This window comes from Cellulomonas sp. (assembly GCF_965229465.1).
Lineage (GTDB): Bacteria > Actinomycetota > Actinomycetes > Actinomycetales > Cellulomonadaceae > Cellulomonas.
Genome location: NZ_OZ245882.1, coordinates 3,812,031 through 3,836,860, shown reverse-complemented (window position 1 = coordinate 3,836,860; position 24,830 = coordinate 3,812,031). Strand labels below are relative to the sequence as shown.

Annotated in this window: 21 protein-coding genes; 13 read left to right on the top strand and 8 right to left on the bottom strand. The window is 73.1% G+C overall.

Annotated features, from left to right (window positions below):
• Window positions 1–6 precede the first annotated feature (6 nt).
• Window positions 7–1,680: a cation:proton antiporter gene (locus ACO06A_RS18100; RefSeq protein WP_421733580.1), complete on the bottom strand. Its 1,674-nt coding sequence runs from the start codon at window positions 1,678–1,680 to the stop codon at window positions 7–9.
• 213 nt (window positions 1,681–1,893) lie between these two features.
• Here ACO06A_RS18100 and ACO06A_RS18095 point away from each other — a divergent pair, with 213 nt between their 5' ends.
• Window positions 1,894–2,841: an ANTAR domain-containing protein gene (locus ACO06A_RS18095; RefSeq protein ID WP_421733579.1), complete on the top strand. Its 948-nt coding sequence runs from the start codon at window positions 1,894–1,896 to the stop codon at window positions 2,839–2,841.
• Here the strand turns inward: ACO06A_RS18095 and ACO06A_RS18090 are convergent.
• Both ACO06A_RS18090 and ACO06A_RS18085 read right to left on the bottom strand, forming a co-directional pair.
• Window positions 2,825–4,897, bottom strand: coding sequence for a thioredoxin domain-containing protein (locus ACO06A_RS18090; protein WP_421733578.1), 2,073 nt, complete (start codon window positions 4,895–4,897; stop codon window positions 2,825–2,827). The two genes, ACO06A_RS18095 and ACO06A_RS18090, sit on opposite strands and share 17 nt — an antisense overlap.
• A gap of 178 nt (window positions 4,898–5,075) precedes the next feature.
• Window positions 5,076–5,426, bottom strand: a complete 351-nt coding sequence (locus ACO06A_RS18085; RefSeq protein ID WP_421733577.1) for a hypothetical protein — start codon at window positions 5,424–5,426, stop codon at window positions 5,076–5,078.
• Window positions 5,427–5,529: 103 nt separating this feature from the next.
• On the opposite strand from ACO06A_RS18085, the gene ACO06A_RS18080 reads away from it, so the two are divergent.
• Together ACO06A_RS18080 and ACO06A_RS18075 are read left to right on the top strand one after the other, a co-directional pair.
• Window positions 5,530–5,973 carry a hypothetical protein gene (locus ACO06A_RS18080; RefSeq protein ID WP_421733576.1) on the top strand — a complete coding sequence of 148 codons (444 nt, stop codon included), beginning with the start codon at window positions 5,530–5,532 and terminating at the stop codon, window positions 5,971–5,973.
• Window positions 5,974–6,055: 82 nt separating this feature from the next.
• Complete coding sequence (locus ACO06A_RS18075) at window positions 6,056–6,739, top strand: DUF6766 family protein (protein WP_421733575.1); 684 nt, start codon at window positions 6,056–6,058, stop codon at window positions 6,737–6,739.
• Between the two features lie 88 nt (window positions 6,740–6,827).
• Here ACO06A_RS18075 and ACO06A_RS18070 read toward each other — a convergent pair whose 3' ends face one another.
• Entirely contained in the window at window positions 6,828–7,343 is a 516-nt protein-coding gene (locus tag ACO06A_RS18070) for a tetratricopeptide repeat protein (RefSeq protein WP_421733574.1), read from the bottom strand.
• Window positions 7,344–7,363: 20 nt separating this feature from the next.
• Window positions 7,364–7,942: a CGNR zinc finger domain-containing protein gene (locus ACO06A_RS18065; protein WP_421733573.1), complete on the bottom strand. Its 579-nt coding sequence runs from the start codon at window positions 7,940–7,942 to the stop codon at window positions 7,364–7,366.
• Window positions 7,943–8,022: 80 nt separating this feature from the next.
• Here ACO06A_RS18065 and ACO06A_RS18060 point away from each other — a divergent pair, with 80 nt between their 5' ends.
• From ACO06A_RS18060 to ACO06A_RS18015, 10 genes are all read left to right on the top strand, one after another.
• Complete coding sequence (locus tag ACO06A_RS18060; RefSeq protein ID WP_421733572.1) at window positions 8,023–8,994, top strand: EamA family transporter; 972 nt, start codon at window positions 8,023–8,025, stop codon at window positions 8,992–8,994.
• Between the two features lie 69 nt (window positions 8,995–9,063).
• Window positions 9,064–12,039, top strand: a complete 2,976-nt coding sequence (locus ACO06A_RS18055; protein WP_421733571.1) for a PQQ-dependent sugar dehydrogenase — start codon at window positions 9,064–9,066, stop codon at window positions 12,037–12,039.
• Window positions 12,040–12,288: 249 nt separating this feature from the next.
• On the top strand, window positions 12,289–12,798 hold the full coding sequence (locus tag ACO06A_RS18050; protein WP_421733570.1) for a cysteine dioxygenase: 510 nt from the start codon (window positions 12,289–12,291) through the stop codon (window positions 12,796–12,798).
• Window positions 12,795–13,235, top strand: a complete 441-nt coding sequence (locus tag ACO06A_RS18045; protein WP_421733569.1) for a rhodanese-like domain-containing protein — start codon at window positions 12,795–12,797, stop codon at window positions 13,233–13,235. The genes ACO06A_RS18050 and ACO06A_RS18045 overlap by 4 nt, the downstream gene beginning before the upstream one ends.
• A 72-nt stretch (window positions 13,236–13,307) precedes the next feature.
• Window positions 13,308–15,083, top strand: a complete 1,776-nt coding sequence (ggt, locus tag ACO06A_RS18040) for a gamma-glutamyltransferase (protein ID WP_421733568.1) — start codon at window positions 13,308–13,310, stop codon at window positions 15,081–15,083.
• A gap of 392 nt (window positions 15,084–15,475) precedes the next feature.
• Window positions 15,476–17,038, top strand: a complete 1,563-nt coding sequence (locus tag ACO06A_RS18035) for a glycosyltransferase (RefSeq protein WP_421733567.1) — start codon at window positions 15,476–15,478, stop codon at window positions 17,036–17,038.
• Entirely contained in the window at window positions 17,031–18,575 is a 1,545-nt protein-coding gene (locus ACO06A_RS18030; RefSeq protein ID WP_421733566.1) for a glycoside hydrolase family 26 protein, read from the top strand. The genes ACO06A_RS18035 and ACO06A_RS18030 overlap by 8 nt, the downstream gene beginning before the upstream one ends.
• Window positions 18,575–19,963, top strand: a complete 1,389-nt coding sequence (locus ACO06A_RS18025) for a UDP-glucose dehydrogenase family protein (protein WP_421733565.1) — start codon at window positions 18,575–18,577, stop codon at window positions 19,961–19,963. The genes ACO06A_RS18030 and ACO06A_RS18025 overlap by 1 nt, the downstream gene beginning before the upstream one ends.
• Window positions 19,964–20,164: 201 nt before the next feature.
• A complete protein-coding gene (locus ACO06A_RS18020; protein ID WP_421733564.1) occupies window positions 20,165–20,734 on the top strand; it encodes an NADPH-dependent FMN reductase in 570 nt (189 codons plus the stop codon).
• Window positions 20,731–21,273, top strand: a complete 543-nt coding sequence (locus ACO06A_RS18015; RefSeq protein WP_175349643.1) for a flavin reductase family protein — start codon at window positions 20,731–20,733, stop codon at window positions 21,271–21,273. Before ACO06A_RS18020 ends, ACO06A_RS18015 begins: the two co-directional genes overlap by 4 nt.
• A gap of 48 nt (window positions 21,274–21,321) precedes the next feature.
• Here the strand turns inward: ACO06A_RS18015 and ACO06A_RS18010 are convergent, their stop codons facing one another.
• The 3 genes from ACO06A_RS18010 to ACO06A_RS18000 are packed head-to-tail and all read right to left on the bottom strand — an operon-like array spanning window position 21,322 to window position 24,723.
• The gene (locus ACO06A_RS18010) at window positions 21,322–22,428 is read right to left on the bottom strand and encodes an LLM class flavin-dependent oxidoreductase (RefSeq protein WP_421733563.1); all 1,107 of its coding nucleotides are present in this window, start codon (window positions 22,426–22,428) and stop codon (window positions 21,322–21,324) included.
• Between the two features lie 29 nt (window positions 22,429–22,457).
• Complete coding sequence (locus ACO06A_RS18005) at window positions 22,458–23,624, bottom strand: LLM class flavin-dependent oxidoreductase (RefSeq protein WP_421733562.1); 1,167 nt, start codon at window positions 23,622–23,624, stop codon at window positions 22,458–22,460.
• A 19-nt stretch (window positions 23,625–23,643) separates the two neighbouring features.
• The gene (locus ACO06A_RS18000; protein WP_421733561.1) at window positions 23,644–24,723 is read right to left on the bottom strand and encodes an FAD-dependent oxidoreductase; all 1,080 of its coding nucleotides are present in this window, start codon (window positions 24,721–24,723) and stop codon (window positions 23,644–23,646) included.
• Window positions 24,724–24,830: the final 107 nt, after the last annotated feature.

The window sequence follows — 24,830 nt, the reverse complement described above, 5'->3', positions numbered from 1 at the left end:
GTGCGGTCAGGCAGACTCGGCGCGACGGTCGAGCGGGTCGAGGACGTCGAGCTCGTCGCCGGGGCGGGCCGGCGCGTGGTGCTCCGGCGGCACGCCTCCGCGGCCGGCCAGCAGCACCTCCGCCGCGTGGTCGGCGAGCGCGAAGCCGGCCGAGCCGTACAGGTGGAACACCGCGTCCGCGCCGTGCCGCTGGAGCTCGGCGACGTCGTCGTCGTACCGCGCGACAGCGGCGACCTTGCCGGTGAAGCCGGCGGCCTGGAGCCGGGCGAGGGCGATGAGGTTGGCGTTGTGGAACGGCATGGCGAGGACGGCCATCTTGACCCGACCGGCTCGCTGCACCCGGTTCCAGAACTCCAGGTCCGTGGCGTCGGCGCGCACGACGTCGTAGCCCTCGTCCTCCAGGGCGAGCACCCGGGTCTGGTCGTGCTCGACACCCACCACGGCGAGCCCGTACTCGTCCCGCAGCCGCGCGTACGTGGACGCCCCGACACGACCCAGGCCGAGGACCAGGGCGTCCGCGTCGCCGATGTCCACGAGCCGGTCGTCGGGGTGCAGCCGGTCGCTGTCGCGCGCCGGGAGCAGGCGCGACATCCGGCTGGCCAGCTCGACGCCCCGCCGGTTGACGATCGCGGACAGCCCGAAGCTGAAGGCGACGGCGAGCGAGACCACCACCACCCACTGGTCGTCGAGCACCCCGGTGCTCGCGCCGACGGCCACGACGATGATCCCGAACTCGGAGTAGTTGGAGAGCACCAGGCCGGCCAGGAACGAGGTGCGCCGACGCAGCCGCATCAGCCACAGGACGAGCGCGTAGGCGGCGACCTGGAACGGCAGGAGCAGGAGGAGCAGCAGGGCCAGGCCGATCTCGAACAGGTGCGGTGTGCCGTGCAGCCCGATCTGCACGAAGAACGCGACCAGCATGAGGTCTTTGAAGGTCATCAGGGAGCGCGACAGCTCTCCCGCCTGCGGGTGCGACGACAGCAGCACCCCGACGACGAGCGCGCCCACGTCCCCGTCGATGCCGACCAGCTCGAACAGCCCGAACCCCAGGACGACCGCCACGGCCACGCCGAACAGCGCCTGCAGCTCGCCGTGGCCGACGCGGTCCCAGATGCGGTGCAGCACCCACGCGCCAGGGATCAGCAGGAAGAGCAGCAGCGCCCACGGGCTCGGCGGCTCGCCGCTGGACATCGACAGGAAGACCACGGCAGCGACGTCCTGCATGACGAGCACACCGACGGCGATGCGTCCGTACAGGGACGTGGTGTCGGAGCGGTCGTCGAGGACCTTGACGACGAACACCGTCGAGGAGAACGAGAGGGCGAACCCGACCAGGGCCAGCGCGCCGAACGACTCACCGGCCACGTAGCCGAACCCGATCACCGCGAGCAGGCCCAGGAAACCGAGGGCCATCGCGACGCTCAGCGCCATGTGCACGACGCTGGTGAGCCAGATCTCCCGGCGCAGGAGCGTGCGGACGTCGAGCTTGAGGCCGATGGCGAACAGCAGCAGCACCACACCGAGGTCGGCGATCTGCTCGAGGTAGGGCAGGGTCGGAGCTCCGCCGGCGCCCAGGGCGAACCCGGCAGCCAGGAAGCCCACGAGCGGAGGCAGGCGAAGCAGCACCGCGATGAGCCCGCCGAGCAACGCGGCGACGAGGTACAGGGCAGCCACTGCCATGAGATCCCTCTCGCGCCGGCGGTGAGTGGTCAGGTCCCCATCTTGCCTGCACCTCGGCCCCGCACATTGCTCGGCCCGATCCGGCGCTCCCGAACCGTGCAGGGCGGATACTCGAAGAACGGCTCCGTGCACGACGCGGACGTATCTCACCCCCGTCACGCAGACGGTCCCCTCGAGACACCACCCAGGACGTGCCGGTGGCCAGGGGAGACGATGATCGCGACACCGAGCACGGTGGGGAGCTTCCGATGGTCGAGGCCGTCGGACCACTGGTGGTGGTCGGACGCGCTGTTCTCCATCCACGGCCTCACGCGCGGGGACGTCGCGCCCACCCGGGAGATCCTGCTCTGGCACGTGCACCCGGAGGATGCCGACCTGGTCGACGCCACGCTCACCGCCTCGTGGGACACCGACGTCGGGTGCGACTACCGGCTGATCGACCTCGAGGGCAGCGAGCACCAGGCCAGCCTGGCGGCTGCGGGAAGCCAGGTGAGCGGCGCGCGGACGACGATCACCGGTCTGGTGACCGACGCGACCGTGCCGAGGCTCCGCGCGATCTCCGCCAGCACCAACGCGCAGCTCGGGCTCGCGCTCGAGTCCCGGACGGCGGTGGACCAGGCCAAGGGCGTGCTGATGCTCGAGTACGGGATGGACGCCGACGCGGCGTTCGGCCTGCTCCGCTCGGCCTCCCAGGAGCGCAACATGCGGGTCAGGGTCCTGGCCGACCGCATCGTCCGCGGGGTCGCGGACGCCGGCGGCCTGCCGAGCCCCGCCCGTGAGCAGGTCGACGACCTGGTGCTGCACGCGATGGACGACCAGGTCGTCCACCGGGCGCCCCCCGCGACTACCGTCGTCGCGACCCTGGCACGGGACGCACGCGGCGACCCGATCCTCACGGTGAGCGGGATCGTCGATCTCGGCAGCTACCGGGACCTGACGCCCCGTCTCGATGCGCTCGCGCTGAGCGCCCGCGACACCGCGCGAGCGGTGCTCGACCTCCAGGCGGTGTCGTACCTCGGTAGCGGGGCCGCCGCGTCGATCGGGAGGTTCCAGCGCCGGTCAGGCTCCTGCGGCATCGACGTCACGGTCGTCCTGCCCGGTGGCGGGGTCGTCGAGGCGTCGGCGCACCACCGCTCGCGGTCCGCTACGCGGTCGAGCTGACCGCACCGGCTCGTCCCGCACCGCCGGAGAGCTGCCGCGCGAGGTCCTCGGGGCGCGTCGTGGGGAGGTCGCACACGAATCCCCGGCACACGTAGGCGGCCGGCGCACCGCCGACGTGCGGCCGGTCGTGCAGCAGCGCAGGGCCGTCGTCGCCTCCGCCGGCCTCGCCCACCGCCACCACCAGCCCCGGGGCGGTGGACAGCATCGCGGCGCGGTGCACCGCCGCCCGGCGAGGGTCGCCGGCGGGTCCGACGACGGCGACCTGCCGCGGGCCGTCGAGCGCAGCCTCCACGACCGCCAGAGCCGCGCCCGCCGCCCGCGGGTACCGGACGGCGATGGCCAGCGGACCGCGCAGCGCGCGCTCGGCCGCCTCCCGGTGGCGCACGGACCCCGTGAGCGCGGCGTAGGTGAGCAGGGCGTTCGCCGCAGCGGACTGGCCCGACGGTGTCGGACCGTCGGCCGGATCCCGCGGTCTGCCGAGGCGGGTCACCACGGGGTCGGTCTCGTCCTGCGCGGTGTCGTGGAAGCCGCCGTCCGCCGCCGCGAAGTGGTGCAGCACGGTGTCCAGCAGGCGGCCGGCCACCTCGAACCACCGGTGGTCACCCGTGACGGCCGAGAGCGTCAGCAGACCCTCGGCGAGGTGCGCGTAGTCCTCGAGGACGCCGGGCGCGTCGCCGGGGGCGCCGTCGCGAGACGCGCGCGCCACCCGGGTCGACCCGTCGGAGGAGCGGCGGACGTGCGTCGCGACGAGCAGCCCGGCCGCCCGGGCTGCCGCGTCGGCGAGCTCCGGACGGTCGAGCAGCACGGACGACTCCGCGAGGGCCGCGACGGCCAGCCCGTTCCACCCGGTCACCACCTTCTCGTCGCGTGCGGGGCGCGGCCGCTGCTCCCGCGCCGCCCGGAGCCGGTCCCGGACGTCCGCGAACCGGACCTCGTCGGCCGGGTCGTCGCGGCGCTGGAGGACCGACGTCCCGTGCTCGAACGTCCCCTCCTCGGTCACCCCGAGCACCCCGGCCGCCCACGCTCCGTCCTGCGCGCCGAGCACCTCACGCAGCTGCTCGGGGGTCCAGGCGTAGAAGGCGCCCTCCCGGCCCTCGCTGTCCGCGTCGAGCGACGAGGCGAACCCGCCCTCGGGCGTGGCCAGCTCCTCGAGCATCCAGGTCGCCGTCTCCTGGGCGACTCGCCGCGCCAGCGGGGCGCCCGTCGCGCGCCAGGCGTGCGCGTACACGCGGAGCAGGAGCGCGTTGTCGTAGAGCATCTTCTCGAAGTGGGGGACGGTCCAGGTCGGGTCCACCGCGTACCGCGCGAAGCCGCCCGCGAGCTGGTCGTACATCCCGCCGCGTGCCATCGGGTCGAGCGTGCGGTGCACCATGTCGAGCGCGCGCGGGTCGCCGGTGCGGGCGTGATGCCGGAGCAACCACTCGAGCACCATCGACGGCGGGAACTTCGGCGCGCCGCCGAACCCGCCTTGCGCGGGGTCGAACGTCGTCGCGATGCCGGTCAGCGCCGCCTCGACCACCTCGTCGTACGGTGCGTCCGACAGGGGGCGCGCCGCGGGCCGCTCGGCCAGAGCCTCGACGACCGCCTCCGCCGTGGACAGCACCTCCTGCCGCCGCGCCGACCACGCCGCCGCGACGGCGGCCAGCACCTCCGAGAACGACGCCATCTGCTGGACGCGTCGCGGCGGGAAGTACGTCCCGCAGAAGAACGGCTCCCCCGCCGGCGTGGTGAAGACGGTCATCGGCCAGCCGCCCGAGCCCGTCATCGCCTGCGTGGCGGCCATGTAGACCGAGTCGACGTCGGGGCGCTCCTCGCGGTCGACCTTGATGCACACGAAGTGCTCGTTGAGGAAGGCGGCGACCCCGACGTCCTCGAACGACTCGTGGGCCATGACGTGGCACCAGTGGCAGGCGGCGTATCCCACCGAGACCAGCACGGGGACGTCCCGCGCGGCCGCCTCCGCGAATGCCGCGTCCCCCCACTCCTGCCAGTCCACGGGGTTCTCGGCGTGCTGGAGGAGGTACGGGCTCGTCGCGTTCACCAGACGGTTGGGCACGCCACCCAGGTTCCGTCACCGCGCTCGCCGGCGCGACCTCGGCTCGCCGGCGGCGACACGCGGAGACAGACTCGGGGAGTGGCCACGGGGCAGAGCAAGCACCGGAGCTGGGCGCGAGCCGCGCTCGCCCTCTGGCGCGCGCAGAGCGTGCGTGCACTGCGCTGGCGCCGAGGACGCCTCAGCCGCTGACGCGGTCCAGGTGCTGGAGCAGGTCGTGCGCGGCGAGCTCGACGTCCTTGTGCCGCCACTCCGACGCCCGGTAGACGCAGGCGATCAGGGCCGAGCGGTGCACCCGGCGGAAGTCGCCCGCGACGAACGCGTACCGCGCCTTCGTCTCGTCCGAGGCACCGACGGTCAGGCCCAGGTGCCAGGAGGCGTAGTCCGACCACGGGTGCCCCTCGAGGTACGCGTTCTGCGCCGCCGCGTCCGGCTGCACCTCGCCCCAGTCGCTGTCCAGGACGTACTGCCGCGCGTCGATCAGCGCGCGTACGTGCGTCACCGCCGCCGAGTTGAGCGTGTACTCCGCCACCCAGGCACGCTACCGCGGTCTCGTCGACGAGCTCGTTGGCTGCGAGGTCCCGCTGGCGGGGGGCCAGCGGGCCAGTTCGGGAGCGCAGCCCTACGATCGGCCCGTGACCGAGGCACGTGACCGGCGAGGACGCCTGACGCGAGGCGTCGTGCTGGCCGTCGCCGGGGTGGCCCTGACCGGTTGCGTGCCTGCCCGCCCGGCCTCGGGCTCCGCGGTCGACGTCGCCGCGGCGTTCTACGCAGCCGTCAGCCGTCAGGACGGGGCCGCCGCCTGCGGCCTGCTGGCGCCGGTCACCGTCGAGACGCTGGAGGACGACGCCGACGAGCCGTGCACGGAGGCGGTGCTCGACGGCGAGGTGGGCGAGACGCTCACCGCACGGTCGGGCGGCACGTCGGGGTCGGCGACCGTGGCGGGACGGCAGGCGCAGGTCGTGCTGGCCGACGACGTCCTGTTCCTGACCGTCTCCGGCACGACCTGGCGGATCGTCGCGGCGGGGTGCGACCCGCGCCTGGACCGGCCCTACGACTGCGTCCTCGAAGGAGCCTGACCGTGCGCCCGCTCTTCTGGACGTGCCTCGTCGGCATCCTGCTCGGCCTTGCCTACTGCTTCGCTCTCGGGCTGCTGCACCGATGACCGCGCTGCGCTCGGCACTCCGCCGGAACAGCCTCAGCCTGTTCTTCGGCGCGCTGTTCGTCGCCGCGCTCCTCGGGCAGGCGATCTCCGGCGTGGCCCTGTTCAACGAGGAGCAACGGGGTGCCGGCCTCGACCCGATCGGCATCGGCGAGTACGTGACCACCTCGGCGTTCGCCGTCGACGTCACCGAGAACTGGCAGTCCGAGTTCCTCCAGTTCCTGCTCTTCGTCGTCGGCACGGTGTACTTCCTGCAGCGCGGGTCACCCGAGTCCAAGCCGCTCGGCGACGCGGGCCGGGAGAGCGACGAGGAGCAGAAGGTGGCCGAGTTCTCGACCGCCGACTCCCCCGCCTGGGCCCGCGTGCGTGGCTGGCGACTGAGCCTCTACTCGCGGTCGCTGAGCCTGGTGATGGGCACGATCTTCGTCCTGTCGTGGCTCGCCCAGTCGGTGACCGGCGCGGTGGCGTACAGCGAGCAGCAGATGCAGGACCTGCAGGACCCGGTGACGTGGGCCGAGTACCTGGTGCTGCCCGACTTCTGGAGCCGCACGCTGCAGAACTGGCAGTCGGAGTTCCTGGCGGTGGCGAGCATGGTCGTCCTGTCGATCTACCTGCGCGAACGGGGATCCCCGGAGTCCAAGCCGGTCGGCACGGCCCACACGGCCACGGGGGTCGAGGGCTGAGATGGGCACCGTGCCCGACTGGCTCGGGGCAGCCCGCGAGCTCGTGGCCCGGGACGCGGGCCCGCGGCCCGCCTCGTCTGAGCGCGACCTACTCCGCGTCGACCGGGCGACCCTTCCCGAACCACTCCGCCAGACCACGCAGCCCCACGGCGTACCGACCGAGGTCGGTGACCTCGGCGTGGTCGGTGATCACCGTGAGCAGCTGGGCGACGGCGTCGTCGGACCTGCCCGCCTCGGCGAGCGTGAGAGCGAGGAACACCCGCACGGCGTCGGACTGCGGGAACTGCGCGCGGGCGCGCTCCAGCACCGCGACCGACTCGTCGAGCCGGCCGAGCCACCGCAGCGTGCTGCCGTACTGGCACAGGCACCGACGCAGGTCGTCCCCGTCCAGGCCGAGGTCGAGGGCCTGCTCGTACCTGACGGCGGCGTCGGACTCCCGGCCCGCGGTGTCGTACGCGCCCGCCACCTCGAGGACGAGGACCGGGTGCTCGGGGTGCTCGCCCAGGAGTCGTTCGAAGTAGGCGATCGTCGGGGCCATGTGGTCGCGGTCGCGCCGGGCGTACCCGGTCGCGATGGCGTCCTTCAGGTCCTGTGTGAGCTCCACGCGGCGATCCTGCCACGGGCTCAGGGCGCGACGTCTGGTTCCTCGAGCGCCGTCGACCCCGCCCGGCGAGCACGGTAGGCCGCGACGTGGGCGCGGTTGGCGCAGCCGTTCACGTCGCAGAACCGGCGGGAGCGGTTGCGGGAGAGGTCGACGAGCAGCGCGTCGCAGTCGTCCGCCTCGCAGCGCTGCAGCCGGTCCCACTCGTCGGAGCGCACCACGTCGGCCATCGCCATCGCGGTCTCGACGAGCACGACCGTGCCCAACGGAGCGTCCGGTGCGGTGCCGTGCAGGTGCCAGTCGACGTCGCCGTGCCGGACGAGGAACGGGACCGCTCCCCCGCGGGCGAGCAGCTCGTTGAGCACGGAGGCCGCGGTGTCGCGGTCGACGTCCCACAGGGCGGCGATCTGGTCGCGCGCGTCGCGGACCGCGGCGAGCTCGTCGGCGTCCCCGTCGTGCCGAACCGTGTAGCCCCACCGCGTGTAGAACTCGTCGACGTCCGCGACGGTCGCCATGGCGTCGTGCCCGTCCCGGCGGCGGGCGGTGTTCACCAGCTCGACGGCCGCGGCGATGCTCATCTCGGTGTCAGGTGCGAAAACCACTTTGACTCCTGTCGGCGGGATGGGCTAGCGTCACGAGCGTAACGCTATTTCACTCATGACATCCCTGGCAGGGGCTCTTTGTGTCCACCACCGCCGCTCCCGGTCGCGCCGCCGGTATCGTCGCCGGCCTCATCGCGGCCGTGGCCTTCGCCACCAGCGGTCCCGTGGTCAAGCCGCTGCTCGTGGCCGGCTGGTCCCCCGGCTCCGCGATCCTCGTGCGGTTGTCGGTCGCGGCCCTGCTGCTGGCCGGTCCAGCCGCCTGGGCCCTGCGTGGGCGCTGGCACGTGCTGCGCGACGAGTGGCGCACGGTCCTCGGCTTCGGGGTTCTCGGCGTCGCCACCGCGTCGACCATGTACTACCTCGCGGTCGACAGGCTGCCGGTCGCGATCGCGCTGCTCATCGAGTACACCGGCCCGCTCCTGCTGGTCGGCTGGGGGTGGGCGCGCGAGCGCCGGGCGCCCAGCGCCGCGACGCTCGCCGGTGCGGCGCTCGCCACGGGTGGTCTGGTGCTGGTCCTGGACCTCACCGGCTCGCTCGAGCTCGACCCGGTCGGGCTCGCGTTCGCGCTGGTCTCCGCGGTGGGCAACGCGGCCTACTTCGCGCTGACGGGGCGCCGCACGGAGCTGCCGTCGATCAGCCTGGCCGGCGCCGGCATGGCGGTCGGCGCCCTGACCGTCGCCCTCGTGGCCGCCGTCGGGGTGCTCCCCCTGGCCGCCCCGGACGTCCGCGTGGACCTGCTCGGGGCACAGGTGCACTGGATCGTGCCGCTGCTCGTCGTCGCCACCGTGCCGACCGCCTTCGCGTACGGCGTGAGCGCGCTGTCCGTCCGACTGCTCGGCGAGCGGCTCGCGTCCTTCCTCGCCCTGTCGGAGGTGCTCGTCGCCGTCCTGCTCGCGTGGCTGCTGGTCAGTGAGGTGCCGGCGCCGCTGCAGGTCGCCGGGATGGTGCTCGTGGTGGCCGGGATCGCGCTGGTCCGGCGCGGGACCGACGCACCCGAGCCGGTCGCCGCGGAGCCGCGCCCGCGGCCGGTCGCCGAGGTCGGCGCCGGCTGACCGTTGCGCGGCGGGTCGCACCCGGAGCATCCTCGGAAGTCACCGTCGCGGAGCGGTGCGGGAGGATCAATGTCGATCCGGATGCGGCGACTCGGCCTCGTCGGCCTGTTCGCGCTCCTCGTGTCTGGCCTGACGACGACGACCGCGCCACCCGCGGCCGCCGCGGTCATCCCGGGGTTCAGCGACACGCTGGTCGCGAGCATCGCCTCCCCCACCGCCATCGCGTTCACGTCCGACGGTCGCATGCTGATCACGGAGAAGAACGGGAGGCTGCGGGTCCGCACGGCCGCCGGGACGCTGCTGTCCGCCGCCGCGCTCGACGTCAGCGCACGCCTCTGCACCGGCTCGGAGCGGGGACTGCTCGGCGTCGCGGTCGATCCCGACCCGGGCACGCGCGCGATCTACCTCTTCTACACCGCCCGCGGCACCAGCACGGCGTGCCCGACGAGCACCACGGGCAACCCCGCCGGGGCTCCGACCAACCGCGTGTCCCGGTTCGTCCTCGGCGACAACAACGTGGTGGACCCGGCCAGCGAGACGATCCTGCTCGACGGCATCTACACGCCGGCCGGCAACCACAACGCCGGCGACGTGCACGTCGGCAAGGATGGCTTCCTCTACGTGTCCACCGGCGACGGCGGCTGCGACTACGCGGGCAACAGCGGCTGCGGCGGCGCCAACGACGCGGCGCGCGACCGGAACATCCTCAACGGCAAGATCCTGCGGGTCGAGCGCACCACCGGTGCCCCGGCGGCCGGCAACCCGTTCCTCGGCACCGGCTCGGCCAGCTGCCGGCTCGCACCGGCACCGGCGGGGTCGATCTGCCGCGAGACGTTCGCGTGGGGGCTGCGCAACCCGTTCCGGTTCGCGTTCGACCCGGACGCGGCGGGCACCTCGTTCCGGATCAACGACGTCGGCCAGAACGTGTGGGAGGAGATCGACACGGGCCTGAGCGGCGCGGACTACGGCTGGCCCATGCGCGAGGGGCACTGCGCGCAGACGGGGTCGGCGACCGACTGCGGCGCGCCCACCCCGGCCGGGCTGACCGACCCGGTGTTCGACTACGACCGCGACGCAGGCTGCGGCTCCATCACCGGCGGGGCGTTCGTGCCCAACGGCGCCTGGCCCGCGTCCTATGACACCGCGTACGTGTTCGCCGACTACGTGTGCGGCAAGGTGATGACGCTCACCGGCGGGACGAGCACCGACCTGGCGACGGGGCTCGGCGGCGCCGTGCACCTCGAGTTCGGACCGTTCGGGAGCACCCAGGCGCTGTACTACACGACGTTCGTGAACGGCGGGGAGATCCACCGCATCAGCTACACCGGCACCGCCAACCGCACGCCCGTCGCCGCCCTGACCGCCTCGCCCACCAGCGGCGCGGCGCCCCTGACCACCACGTTGAACGGCACGGCCAGCACCGACCCGGACGGCGACGCCCTCACCTACCTGTGGACGTTCGGCGACGGGTCGCCGAACGCGACGACGAGCACACCGACCCTCGCGCACACCTATGCGGCGGGCACATGGACGGCGAGCCTCCAGGTGCGCGACCCGGCCGGAGCCCTGTCCGCACCCGTCACAGTCACGATCAGCTCGGGCAACACCGCCCCGGTCGCGACGATCGCGTCCCCGGCGACCGGCGCCACGTTCTCCGTCGGCGAGACGTTCCGGCTGGACGGCTCGGCGACGGACGCCCAGGACGGCACCCTGCCACCCGCGCGGCTCAGCTGGACCGTCCTGCGCGTGCACGACCAGCACACGCACCCGTTCCTCGGACCGGTCACCGGCACCGGGATCGAGGTGGTCGCGCCCGGACCGGAGGACCTCGCGGCGGCCACCAACAGCTTCCTGCGGATCAGCCTGACCGCCACGGACTCGGGCGGGGTCTCCACGACGGTGGTCCGGGACTTCCAGCCGCGCAAGGTGGCGGTCACGCTCGGCACCTCCCCCGCCGGCCGGACGGTCGTCGTGAACGGCCTCCCGGTCACCGGGCCGACGACGGTCACCTCCTGGGCGGGCTTCGCTCTCCAGCTCTCCGCCTCGGCGCAGACGGATGCCGCCGGGCGCCCGTACGGCTTCAACCGCTGGTCCGACGGATCCACGGCGGCGTCGCGCACGTGGACGACGCCCTCGACCGCGGCGACGATGACCGCCTCCTTCTCGTTGCGGGGGCTCCAGGGCGCCTACTTCGACAACCAGGACTTCACCGGCACCACGGTGAACCGGCTCGACCCGACCGTCGGGTTCTCCTGGGGCACCGCCGCGCCGCTGGCCGGGATCGGCGCCGACACGTACTCGGTGCGCTGGAGCGGGTCGGTCGTCCCGCGGTACTCCCAGACCTACACGTTCTCCACGACGTCCGACGACGGGGTGCGCCTGTGGGTGAACGGCACGCGGGTGATCGACGCGTGGACCGTCCACGCCAGCCGGGTGGACAGCGGCACGATCACGCTCACCGCCGGGGTGGCCGTGCCGATCGTGCTGGAGTACTTCGAGGGCACCGGCAACGCCGTGGCGCAGCTGCGCTGGTCGAGCACCTCGCAGGCGCAGGAGCTGGTGCCTGCCGAACGCCTGAGACCCTTCTACGCCGTGAACATGCAGCCGGCCGGGACACCGGTGTACCCCGGGTACGCGCCCGACACCGGCGCGGTCTACGGCAAGCGGGCGTCGGGCCTGAGCTACGGCTGGAACGCCGACAACTCCTCGGCCATGCGCGACCGCAACTCCACCCTGTCGGCGGACCAGCGCTACGACACCCTGGCCTTCCTCCAGCTCGCCCCCAACACGAACGCGCGCTGGGAGCTCGCGGTGCCCAACGGCACCTACAGCGTGCGCCTCGTCGCGGGTGACCCCACCGCGTTCGGGTCGACGATCCGGCTCGTCGCCGAGAACGTGCTGGTGGTGAGCGGGACGACCACCTCCGCGCAGCGCTGGCTCGACGCCACCGGGACCGTCACGGTCACCGACGGCCGGCTGACCATCTCCAACGGCACCGGTGCGGCCAACAACAAGCTCGCGTTCCTCGAGGTCCGGCTGCTCTAGGCAGTCCAGCATCCGAGAGTCTCGCCCGAACTCTTGACCGTCCGAGGGGAGGCGTGCTGCCCTGTGCCCGGCCACGACCCGACCCGGAAGGAGCACCCGATGACCGCCTCGCGCGTCACCCCGCTCCCGTCCCGTCGTGGCGCCCTCGCGTTGCGTTCCTGTCCGGCCCGCTGTCAGCAGCACTGACGCTCCCCCCGGCTCACGCCGGACAGCAGGCCCGTCGACGACGCACGCCCGAGAGGCACGACCATGAGCATCGACCTGTCCCCCCGCCCTGCCCTGACCACCACCGCACCCCTGAGCGTGTCCGAGCTCAGCGCCCTGACCCGCTCCATCGCCGCGCGGCCCGAGCTGTGGCAGCCCCTGGTCCGCTTCGAGGAGACCGGGCGGTGGTGGACCCGCCTCGACGGGCCGCCCGACGTCGACGTGTGGCTGCTCACGTGGCTGCCGTCGCAGGGCACGGAGCTGCACGACCACGGTGACTCCGCGGCCGCGTTCACCATCGCTGCGGGCACCCTGACCGAGATCCGCCCGCAGCGCGACGGCCGACTGGTGCCGCAGGAGCTCCCCGCCGGGCAGACGCAGACCGTGGAGCCGGGCGACCTGCACGACGTGCTCAACACCGGCACCGAGCCGGCCGTGAGCATCCACGCGTACTCGACCCGGCTCACCCGCATGACCTACTGGGCGACCACGCCCGACGGCCGGCTCGTCCCCACCCGCACGGTCGAGACCGACGAGCCGGAGACGGACAAGTGAGCATCCTGCGCCGCCGGACCATCGATGACGTGCTGGCCGAGGCGCGCGCCGGCCTGCACCGCCTCGCACCGGAGGACGCCTGGGAGGCCGTGCGTCGCGGTGCGCTGCTCGTGGACATCCGCCCCGCGGCACAGCGGGCGGCGGAGGGCGAGGTGCCGCAGGCGGTCGTCATCGAGCGCAACGTGCTCGAGTGGCGCCTGGACCCCGCCAGCGCCCACCGCATCCCGGCGGCGACCGGGTACGACCTGCACGTGATCGTCCTGTGCTCGGAGGGCTACACGTCCAGCCTCGCCGCCGCGGCCCTGGCGGACCTGGGTCTGCACCGCGCGACGGACGTCGTCGGGGGCTTCCGCGCGTGGTCGGCGGCAGGCCTGCCGACGGACTCCGCCAGCGGCGGCGCACTGGTCGGCGCGGGGGCGCACGGGAGCAGCGCGTAGTCGCAGCCCTGGGCGCGGGCGTCGTGGAGTGGTAGACCGGGAGTCACCCGCCTGCGCGCCCGAGGAGATCCGATGCGATCGTCGAGGCACCCCCGACCGCTGTTCGCCGTCGTCGTCGCGGCGCTCTCGCTCGCGGCCGGTGCCGCACCGGCAGCGGCCCACCCCCGCCCGGTGGAGAAGGTCCCCGTGGCCGTCGGCACCGGTGGTGCGGTCGCCACGGTGGACGCGGACGCCACGCGCGTCGGGATCGAGGTGCTGCGCCGCGGCGGCAACGCGGTCGACGCCGCCGTCGCGGCCGCGGCGACGCTCGGGGTGACGGAGCCGTTCTCCTCCGGCATCGGCGGCGGCGGGTTCTTCGTCTACTACGACGCGGCGTCCGGCACGGTGCACACCATCGACGGACGCGAGACCGCACCCCTGGACATGCGCAGCGACTCCTTCGTGGAGAACGGCCTGCCGATCCCGTTCGCCGACGCCGTCACCTCGGGACTGTCCGTGGGTGTCCCCGGGACCCCGGCGACGTGGCAGACGGCGCTCGACGAGTGGGGGACGATCAGCCTGCGCACGGCGCTGAGCGGCGCGACCGACGTGGCACGGCGTGGCTTCGTGGTGGACCAGACGTTCGTGGACCAGACGACGGCCAACGTCTCCCGGTTCTCCGCGTTCCGGTCGTCCGCCGACCTGTTCCTGCGCCGGGGCGCGCCGCCGGCGGTGGGGTCGGTGTTCCGCAACCCGGACCTGGCCGACACCTACGACCTCCTCGGCCGCAAGGGCATCGGCGAGCTCTACACGGGACGCCTGGCGCGCGAGATCGTCACCACGGTCCAGCGCCCACCCGTGCGACGCCACAGCCCGCTCGTCGTCCGCCCCGGCCTGCTGGAACGCGGCGACCTGGCGTCCTACGTGGCGCCCCTGCGCGAGCCGACGCTGGTCTCCTACCGCGGGCTCGACGTCTACGGCATGGCTCCTCCGTCGTCCGGTGGCTCGACCGTGGGCGAGGCCCTCAACATCCTCGAGGCGCTCCCGGCGACGGCCGACCGGACCCAGACGCTGCACCGCTACCTGGAGGCGAGCGCCCTGGCCTTCGCGGACCGCAACCGGTTCGTCGGTGATCCATCGTTCGTCGAGGTGCCCCTCCAGGAGCTGCTCTCGGACGGGTTCGCCGCCGAACGCGCCTGCCAGGTCGGCGCGACCGCGCTGACCAAGCCGGTGGCGCCGGGGACGCCGGACGGCGAGTACGCCGGCTGCCCGGTGCCCGTGGCCGCCGGCACCGAGGGGTCGGACGGCCAGTCCACGACGCACCTGACCACCGTCGACCGCTGGGGCAACGTCGTCGCCTACACGCTCACCATCGAGTCGCTCGGCGGCAACGGCATCGTCGTGCCGGGGCGCGGGTTCCTGCTGAACAACGAGCTGACCGACTTCAACTTCACCGACACGCAGGGCGGCGCCGACCCGAACCTGCCGGGTCCGGGCAAGCGGCCGCGCAGCTCGATGGCGCCGACCATCATCCTGGCCGACGGGTCCCCGTTCCTGGCGCTCGGGTCGCCCGGTGGGTCGACGATCATCACGACCGTCCTCCAGGTCCTGGTCAACCGGCTCGACCTCGGCATGACGCTCGAGGAGGCCGTCGCCGCGCCGCGCGCCACCCAGCGCAACACCGCCGCGGTGCAGGCCGAGCCCGCGTTCGACCGGGCACCGCTCCAGGCGCTGGGGCACGCCTTCGCCGACAACCCGGAGATCGGCGCAGCCACCGCGATCGAGCTCCGGAGCGACGGGTCGCTGCTGGCGGTCGCAGAGCCGGTCCGGCGCGGTGGGGGCAGCGCCGCGGTCGTCGACCGCCCCTGACGGCGGCTGCGGGGGCATCGGGATCCACGTAAAATCCACGTAAAATTGCCCTGGGCAATTCGGACTATTGTGGGGCATTGTTGCAACAATGCCGGTGACCGCAGTCACACCTGGACGGGCGTCCGCCTGATTCCTCCGTTACCGCCTGGTACGGTCGTTTCATCGAGCTCGCCCGCGGCCTCTTGACGAGGTGGCTGCACAGACGCTGCTCGGTCAGCGCGCCTCCACAGGAGGGCAACACCCCATGTCACTCGGGGCCCGTTGGGGCTCGAACGTGACAATCGACGCGAGGAAAGCGCCTACCCGGCGCGGCCCCTCGTCGTCCTCGCTTGATCGTCGACGGCGCCGGTCACTACACCCGATCCGTCGACCGAATCAGCGGGGTACCGCTCATGTTCGTATTCGTCCTACAGCTCCGGCACATGCTCGAGGGCCAGTCAGAGTTCTATCTGTTCGCATTGTTTTCTACTGTCATCTGGGCGTTGTGGCTGCTCAAGGTGCTCTTGTCACGGCGCTACAAGCCCTTTACCGGCGAGTTCCACGGCACCACCAGCGTGGTCATCCCGGTCGTCGACGAACCGCTGGACCTGTTCCGCGACGTGCTCACGCGCATCGTGGAGCAGCGGCCCGACGAGGTCATCGTCGTCATCAACGGAGCGGTGAACGTCCCCCTCCAGGAGATCAGCGACGAGTTCGCTCCCCTGGTGCGCTGGGTGCACACGCCCATCCCCGGCAAGCGCAACGCCGTGAAGATCGGCACCGAGCTGTCCCGCGGTGAGATCACGGTGCTGGTCGACTCCGACACCGTCTGGACCGACGGCACGCTGTCCGAGCTGGTCAAGCCGTTCGCCGACGCGTCCGTGGGTGGCGCGACCACCCGGCAGCGGATCCTCGAGCCGGAGCGGTCCTGGATCACCCGCTGGGCGGACTGGCTGGAGAACACCCGGGCGCTCTACTCCATGCCCGCGCAGTCCGCGCTGGGCCAGGTGGGCTGCCTCCCCGGCCGCACCATCGCGTTCCGCCGGCACATCCTGGTCCAGGTCATGGACGACTTCATGCACGAGAAGTTCATGGGCGTGTTCCTCGAGGTGTCCGACGACCGGACGCTCACCAACCTCACGCTCAAGGCCGGCTACCGCTCGGTGTACCAGTACACGAGCCTCGTCTACACGGACGCCCCGCTCCAGGTGAAGAAGCTGGCCAAGCAGCAGCTCCGCTGGGCCCGCGGCAGCCAGTACAACACCCTGCGGATGCTCCCCTGGATGGTCGGCCACGCGCCGCTCCTGGCGGTCTTCTTCGTCGCCGACATCCTGCTGCCGTTCCTGCTCTTCGGGACGATCGCGGGCTGGATCTACCGGGCCGTGTCCGGCACCGGCGTCAACCTGTACCAGGCGATCCTGCACACGTACACCGGGCTGTCCGGCTGGGTGTGGGTCGTCGTGACCATGATCGTGTCGTCCGTGCTGTCCATGGCGATCCGGCAGATCCGCCACCTGCACGAGAAGCCGTCGGACTTCCTGCGGCTGCCCGTGTTCATCATCGTCTCGACGCTGTTCCTCATGCCGATCCGGCTGCTCGGGTTCCTGCGCATGGCTCACGCCAGCGGCTGGGGCACGCGTGCCGGTGCGTACTCCGGTGGTGGCGGCGACGACCTGATCGCCGAGCTCGAGAGCGCGCCCGCCGGGCCGGCCGACCTGGTCGACCGCGCCCCCGTCGGCGTCGTCCCGACGCAGTACCTGGCGTCGCCGGACCGCACGGTCCTCTCCGAGACCGGCCCCGTCCGCGCCCGCCGCGCCGCGTACGCCCCCGCAGAGGCGGCCGCAGTGGCACCCGCACCCGCGACACCCGCACCCGTCCCGGCGCGCGCCCGGCGCCGCCGGCTCAACCCGCTGGCCGCGATCCCCTACGCGATCGCGCTCACCCTCTTCGCCCTGGAGGCACTGGTCTATGTCTGAGCACATCGAACCCGCAGGCTGGTGGTCCCGCGCCATCCGCCCGTCCCCCCGCAAGCGCCTCGGCGCCGCCGGCATCGCGCTCGCGCTCGTCGCCGTCACCGCCGGCGTCTGGCTGTCACCGTCGGTGGCAGCACCCAGCACGTCGACGGCCAGCGCGAAGGAGATCCGGCTGGCCGCCGAGAACGAGAAGCTCCGCAACTCGCTCGAGGCGCGCGAGGACGAGGTCGACTCCCTGGAGAGGTCGCAGGCGAAGGCCGCGGCCGAGCGCAAGGCTGCCTCCGAGAGCGGCAAGGCCAAGGCTGCCGCCGAGCAGGCGGCCGCTGCGGCAGAGGGCGCCCAGAAGGCCGAGGCCGAGCAGGCCGCGGCCGCGGCGCGCTCGCAGGGCAAGGCCGCGGCAGAGCGTGCTGCGGCAGCCGCCAAGGGCAAGGCTCAGTCGGCCGCGGCACGGGCGGACCAGGCCGAGGCCGACGCCGCGCGGGCACGGGCGACCGCCCAGGGCACGGCCCCGCAGCCGTCGAGCCCCGCGCCCGCCGTCAAGCCCACCGCCCCGGCACTGTCCGAGCTGCTCGCCTCCGAGAAGCGCCAGTTCGGCCTGTACACGCCGCAGTCGCCCTTCAACTGGGCCGAGCTCGACAGCGTCTCCGCGAACGTGGGGACCGCCCCCACCATCGCGGGGTACTTCCAGGGCTGGGACGGTCCGTTCCGACCCGACGCGGTCACGCGCTCCTGGGAGAAGGGCATGCTCCCGATGCTCACCTGGGAGTCACGTCCGCTCAAGGCCGCGAACAACGAGTCGGAGGACCCGGCGTACTCGCTCCCGACGATCATCGGCGGCGCGTACGACGACTACCTGCACCAGTACGCGAAGGACATCACGGCCCTGGGCCTGCCCCTGGCCATCCGGCTCGACCACGAGATGAACGGCGACTGGTACCCGTGGGGTGAGCGCACCTGGGACGGGGACTCCCTCAACGGCAACGGCGAGGGCGACTACGTGGCCATGTGGCGCCACGTGCACGACATCTTCGAGGCCGAGGGCGCCAACGAGTACGTCCTGTGGGTCTGGGCCCCGAACATCGTCAACTCGCTCGCGTCCTACGCCAAGAACGACGCGACGTACATGCGCAGCCTGTACCCGGGCGACGAGTACGTGGACTGGGTGGGCCTCTCCGGCTACTTCCGGCCGCCGTACAAGGCGGACCAGACGCCGACGTTCGACTACACGTTCGGGCGGTCGCTGGACCAGCTCCGGTCGATCACCACCAAGCCGATCTTCCTCGCGGAGATCGGGGCGTCCGAGGTCGGCGGCAACAAGCCGGCCTGGATCGCCGACCTGTTCGACGCCCTCGCCCGACCGGAGAACTCGGACGTCCGCGGGTTCGCCTGGTTCAACCACACCGTCACCACCACCAGCGGCGGCCAGCTCGTCACCAACGACTGGCGCATCGAGTCCCGCCCGGACTCCCTCCAGGCGTTCGTCGACGGCGTGACCGACCCGGCCGCCGGATTCACCCCCACCACCACCCAGGAGCCGTGATGACCGAGAACCAGATCGACCTGACCGAGCTGTTCCCCCGCTCGCCGTTCGACCCCGAGGCCCCCGCTCCGCGGATCGCGGTCCTCGGCACCGGCTACCTCGGCGCCACCCACGCGGTGGCCATGGCCCAGCTGGGCATGGAGGTCGTCGGCGTGGACACCGACCCGAACAAGGTCGCGATGCTCACCGCCGGCAAGGTGCCGTTCTACGAGCCCGGCCTGCCCGAGCTGCTCACCGAGCAGCTGGCCACCGGCCGCCTGCGGTTCACCACCGACGTGGCCGAGGCGGTGGGCTGGGCGGACGTGCACTTCGTGTGCGTCGGCACCCCGCAGTCCAAGACCAGCCACGCCGCCGACCTGCGGTTCGTCGAGGCGGCGACCACGTCGATCGCCAAGAACCTCACGCACGACGCCCTGATCGTCGGCAAGTCGACCGTGCCCGTCGGCACGGGAGCCCGCCTGCGCACGCTCATCGCGAAGGCGGCCCCGTCCGGCGTCCGAGCCGAGCTCGTGTGGAACCCGGAGTTCCTGCGTGAGGGCAAGGCTGTGCAGGACACGCTGCACCCCGACCGCATCGTCCTGGGCGGCACCACCGCGCAGTCCGAGGCGCTGCTGCGCCGCGTGTACGCCGGCCCCATCGCCGAAGGCTCTCCGGTCGTCGTGTGCGACCTGCCGACCGCCGAGCTGGTCAAGGTCAGCGCCAACGCGTTCCTCGCCACCAAGATCTCGTTCATCAACGCGATCTCCGGCGTGTGCGAGGCGGCAGGAGCCGACGTCAAGGTCCTGGCCGACGCGCTCGGGCACGACGTCCGGATCGGCCGGCAGTTCCTCGACGCCGGCCTCGGGTTCGGGGGCGGGTGCCTGCCCAAGGACATCCGCGCCCTCATGCACCGGGCCAACGAGCTCGGTGCCTACCCGGCGTCGGCCCTGCTCCAGCAGGTCGACGAGATCAACATGGGCCAGCGGTCGCGCGTGATCGACCTCGCGATCGAGGCCTGCGGCGGATCCGTGCTCAACCGGCGGATCGGGGTGCTCGGGGCGGCGTTCAAGCCGCACACCGACGACGTCCGGGACTCCCCGGCGCTCAACGTCGCGGCTGCCCTGCACCTGCGCGGTGCGCAGGTCACCGTGTACGACCCCCAGGCCGGCGACACCGCGCGGTCGAGCTTCCCGACCCTCGGCTACGCCACCGGCGTGGACGAGGCCGTCGAGGGCAGCGACGTGGTGCTCGTCCTGACCGAGTGGGACGAGTTCACCGACGCGGAGCCGGCCCGACTGGCCGCGCTCACGCACCAGCCGGCCGTGATCGACGCCCGGGGGAAGCTCGACGCCGCCCGCTGGCGCGAGGCCGGCTGGACGTTCCGGGGGCTCGGCCGCGCGGCCGCCTGACCCTCTCCCACCTGCACGAACGGACGGCCCCGACGCATCGCGTCGGGGCCGTCCGGCCGTCCGCAGAGCGCGCACGCGGTCCGCCATGCAAGAAAGTCGACCAAACCCTCTGGTCAAGTCGGGATTGTTGTTATACCCGGTCCAGCGAACCCGCGCGGACCGTGCGGCGGGCTCACCTGAACCGAGATCGAGGGACCAGCCATGACCCACCTGACGTCGTCGCAGCACACCGGAGCACGGGTGGTGGTGCTGTCCGGCAACCCGCGCACGGGCTCGCGCACCACCGCGGCGGCAGTGCGGATCGGCGAGGAGGCGGCCCGGCTGCTCGGCTCGGTCGAGCCGGTCGAGACCGTGGAGCTCGCCGCGTTCGCCGCGGAGATCCTGGCCGAGTCCCACCCGACCGCGGACGAGGCGCTGCGCACGGTGGCGGGCGCCACGGTGCTCGTCGTCGCGACGCCGGTGTACAAGGCCTCCTACACCGGCCTGCTCAAGGCGTTCCTCGACCTCTACGGCCCCGGTGGCCTCAGCGGGGTGATCGCGGTCCCCGTCGTCGTCTCGGGCAACCCCGCGCACGCGCTGGTCGGCGAGGTGCACCTGCGTCCGCTGCTCGTCGAGCTCGGCGCCGTCGTGCCCACCCGCGCCCTGACCCTCGTGGAGCACCAGCTCACCGACCCGCAGCCCGTCGTGGACCGGTGGTGGGCGGACGGCGGCGCGGCACTGACCACCCTGGTCGCCGGTGCCCCCGCCGCGCTCGAGGCGGCCCGCGCATGACCGCCGAGACCCTGCACGCCCTGGACCGCCTGCTGCGCGACCAGGACGAGCCCCAGCTGTCGCCCCAGCAGTACAAGGAGGTGTTCCGGCAACACCCCGCGGGCGTCGCCGTGGTGGCGCTCCGGGACGGCGAGCGCCGCGTGGGCTTCACCGCGACCTCGGTCATCTCGGTCTCCGCCGCTCCCCCGCTGCTCGCGTTCTCGCTGGCGTCGACGTCGTCGTCGTGGGAGGCCCTGTCCCGTGCACGCACGCTCACGGTGAGCTTCCTGTCCGCGGACCAGGACGACGTGTCCGCGCGGTTCGCGACCAGCGGCATCGACCGGTTCGAGGCCGGCGGCTGGTACGACCTCGGCACCGGCGAACCCGTCATCGAGGGCGCCGTGTCCTGGGTCCGCGGCAGGGTGCTCCAGCGCACCCCCGTGGGCGACAGCTACCTGGTCTCCCTGCGGGCGCTGGAGCACGGCACGTCCGACGACACGACGCCGCTGGTCTACCACGACCGCAGCTACCACCGGATCGGCCCGCACACGGCGATCTGACGACACACGAAAGCCCCCGCCGATCGACCGGCGGGGGCTTCCGTGTACTCAAGCGGCGGCGCGCTCGGCGTCGCGGGCCGCGACCTCCTGCTTCACCAACGGGATCACGTACCGGCCGAAGTCGATCGCGTCATCGAGCAGGTCGTACCCGCGCGCGGAGATCACGCTGACCCCCAGGTCGTAGTAGGCCAGGAGCGCCTGGGCCACCTGCTCGGGCGTGCCGACCAGCGCGTTCGAGTTGCCCGCGCCGCCGGTCGCCTTGGCCGTCGCCGTCCAGAGCACGGAGTCGAACCGGTCGCTCTCGGCGGCGATCTCGAGCAGGCGCTGCGAGCCGGCGTTCTCCGGCTTGTCGATCGGGTGGCGCTTGCTGAGCACGCCCCCGGCGGCAGCCTTGCGCGCCTCGATCGCGCCGAGGATGCGGTGGGCCTTCTCCCAGGCCAGCTCCTCGGTAGGCGCGAGGATCGGCCGGAACGCGGCGTGGATGCGTGGCGGGGTGGTCCGTCCCGCGGCGGCGGCCTCGCGGCGGATCCGGGCGATCTGCTCGGCCGTGCGGTCCAGCGGTTCGCCCCACACGGCGTAGATGTCCGCCTCCGCGGCACCCACCCGGTAGGCCGCGTCCGACGAGCCGCCGAACGAGATCGTCGGCGAGCGGCGCTCGAACGCCTTGGCGTCGAGCACGAAGTCGCGGAACTGGTAGAACTCCCCGTCGTGGTCGAACGGCTCGGCGCTGGTCCACGCCTTCTTGACGATCTGGATGTACTCCTGCGTGCGGGCGTACCGCTGGTCCTTGGTGAGCGTGTCCCCCTCGCGCTGCTGCTCGTGGTCGTTGCCCCCGGTGATGAAGTGCACCGACAGGCGCCCGCCGGAGAGCTGGTCGAGGGTCGCGAACGACTTCGCGGCGAACGTCGGGTAGGACACGTTGGGCCGGTGCGCGAGCAGCAGCTCGATCGAGTCGAGGCGCGCGGCGGCGTGCGCGGCGAGCACCGACGGCTCCGGGCCGCTGGAGCCGTACGCGAACAGCACGCGGGTCCAGCCGTTGTCCTCGTGCGCACGGACGATGCGCTCGAGGTAGCGCAGGTCGACCGGGGCGGTCGTGGCGGCGTGCGTCTCGGACGCGTTGCTCGTGGTGGCGATGCCGAGGAAGTCGACGGGCACGGTGGGCTCCTTCTCGTGGGGTGGGGTGGTCAGGCGCCCGCGGGCACCAGGTCGGCCGTGTCGCGCGTCGCGGCCGACGGAAGACCCCACACGTCGGCGAGGAGCTCGAACGAGCGCACGCGGTCGCGGGGGTCGTGGGTCTCGGTGGTCACCACCAGCTCGTCGGCGCCGGTGACTCGCGCGAGGGTGGCAAGCCCGGACGCGACCTCGTCGGGCGTGCCGACGATCCGGGTGTCGATCCGGTCGCGCAGGACGTCCTGCTCGTCGGCGCTCCGCTGCTGCCAGGGCGTCGTCGTCCCCGGCTCCGGGTACGCGATCGCGCCCTGCGCGCCGCGCCTGATCGACAGCACCCACTCCGCGAACGGGTCCGCTAGGTGCCGCGCGCGCTCGGGCGTCTCGGCGGCGAGCACGTCGGCGGAGACCACCACGTACGGCTCCGCGAGCACGCCCGGCCGGAACGCCGCGCGGTAGGCCTCCACCGTGCCGAGGACGTTCGACGGGCTGACGTGGTAGTTCGCCGCGAGCGGCAGGCCGAGTGCGCCGGCCACGCGGGCGCTCTCGCCACCGCTGGAGGCCAGGACCCACAGGTCCAACGCGGCACCGGCCACGGGCGGGCTCACGTAGGAGTGCCCGGTGCTGTCCACGTACGAGTCCGCGAGCAGACCCAGCACCAGCTCGAGCTCCGCGCGGAAGTCCTGCCCGGACCGGCTGGCGCCGATCACCTCCTTCTGTGCGAGCAGGCGCGCGCGCAGGTCGGAGTCGGTGAAGTCGATGGGCGGCGAGCCGGGCACGTGCAGCCCGTCCACGTCGCGGGCCTCCGTGCGCGGCGGGGCGACCGCACCGGCCGGCGGCGGCGTGAAGGCCCGTCCGAGGCCCAGGTCGACCCGCCCGGGGTGCAGCGCCGCGATGGTGCCGAACTGCTCGGCGGCGATCAGCGGGCTGGTGGTGCCCAGCAGCACCGCACCCGACCCCACCCGCAGGCGGCGCGTGCGCTCGGCAGCGAGGGCTGCGAGCACCGCGGGTGCGGCGGAGGCGACGCCCGGTGCGAGGTGGTGCTCGGCGAACCAGAGGCGGCGGTACCCGAGGCGGTCGGCGGCGACGGCGAGGTCGAGCGTCGCGCGCAGGGCGTCCGCGCCGGTCTGGCCGACGCCGACGGTGGCGAGCTCGAGGATGGAGAGTGGCACGTTCGTGGTCATGGGAGGTCCTCCGTGGGGGTCAGGGGGCGAGCCGGGCGGCCGCGAATGCCGGGTGCGCCGCGCGGACGGGGGCGTCCGGAGGCTCTAGCGCGAGGTCGGCGAGCACGCGGCCGATCGCGGGCGCGAACTTGAAGCCGTGGCCGGAGAACCCGGCGGCGACCACCACCCGGCCGCGTCGGTCGAGGACGAAGTCGTGGTCGGGGGTGGTGGTGTACGTGCAGGAGATGGGGACCAAGTGGTCCGGGTCGGCGCCGGGCACCCACCGGGCCACGTACTCGCGCAGGAGCCGCAGCTGCCCCGGTTCCGGCGTGAAGGACCGGTGGTCCGGGTCGGTGCGGGGGCCGACTCCGTGGAAGCCGACCTTGATGCCCTCGCCGGGGGTGGCCAGGCCGTAGACGCCGCTGGGCCATGGGTGCGGGGTGGCCGGGTCGTGCGTGAACGAGGGCCAGCGGTGCTCGTCGGGGGCGTCCGGCCGCAGGGCGAAGTGCGCCGGCTGCTCCTGGGTGACCACGAGCGGGTCCGCCAGGTCGAGCGCGCCCGCGAGCACCGTCGACGACCATGCGCCGACGGCCACCACGACGGTCCCCGCGTGCCAGGTGCCGGTGTCGGTGACCACCCGCACCCCGTCGGAGCGCTGCTCGATCGCGAGCGCCGGGGTGTCGTGCAGCACGAGCGCACCGGCCGCGGCCGCGGCCTGGAGGAACGCCTCCACCGCGCGGTCGGCGTGCAGGCGTCCCGCCGTGCTCGACTCGTGCAGCACGTCGCCCTCGAACGCCAGCCCGGGCCAGCGCTCGTGCGCCTCGTCCGCCGAGAGCCACTCGTGCGGGATCCCGCGCGCGGCGAACGCCTGCGCGATCTCCCGCGACGCGAGCGACCCCTGGCTCACCCCGCCGGTGATCTCCAGCAGGTCGCCGACGGCCGGCGCCTCGTCCTCGAGCGCGCGCCACAGGCCGAACGCCTCCTGCGCCAGGTCCAGGTACTCCGCCCGTGCGTAGGTGTTCCGGTAGATCCGGGACGCTCCGTGGACGCCCCGAGGGTGTGGCCCCGGCCGAACCGCTCGAGCAGCACCACCTGCGCGCCGCGCCTGGCCAGCTGCCACGCGGTCGCCGCGCCCATGACCCCGCCGCCGACGACGACGTGGTCCACGTGCTCGCTCATCTGCTCTCCTGTTCCGATCGAGGGTTGGCCGGCTGGGCGACCCCCGTC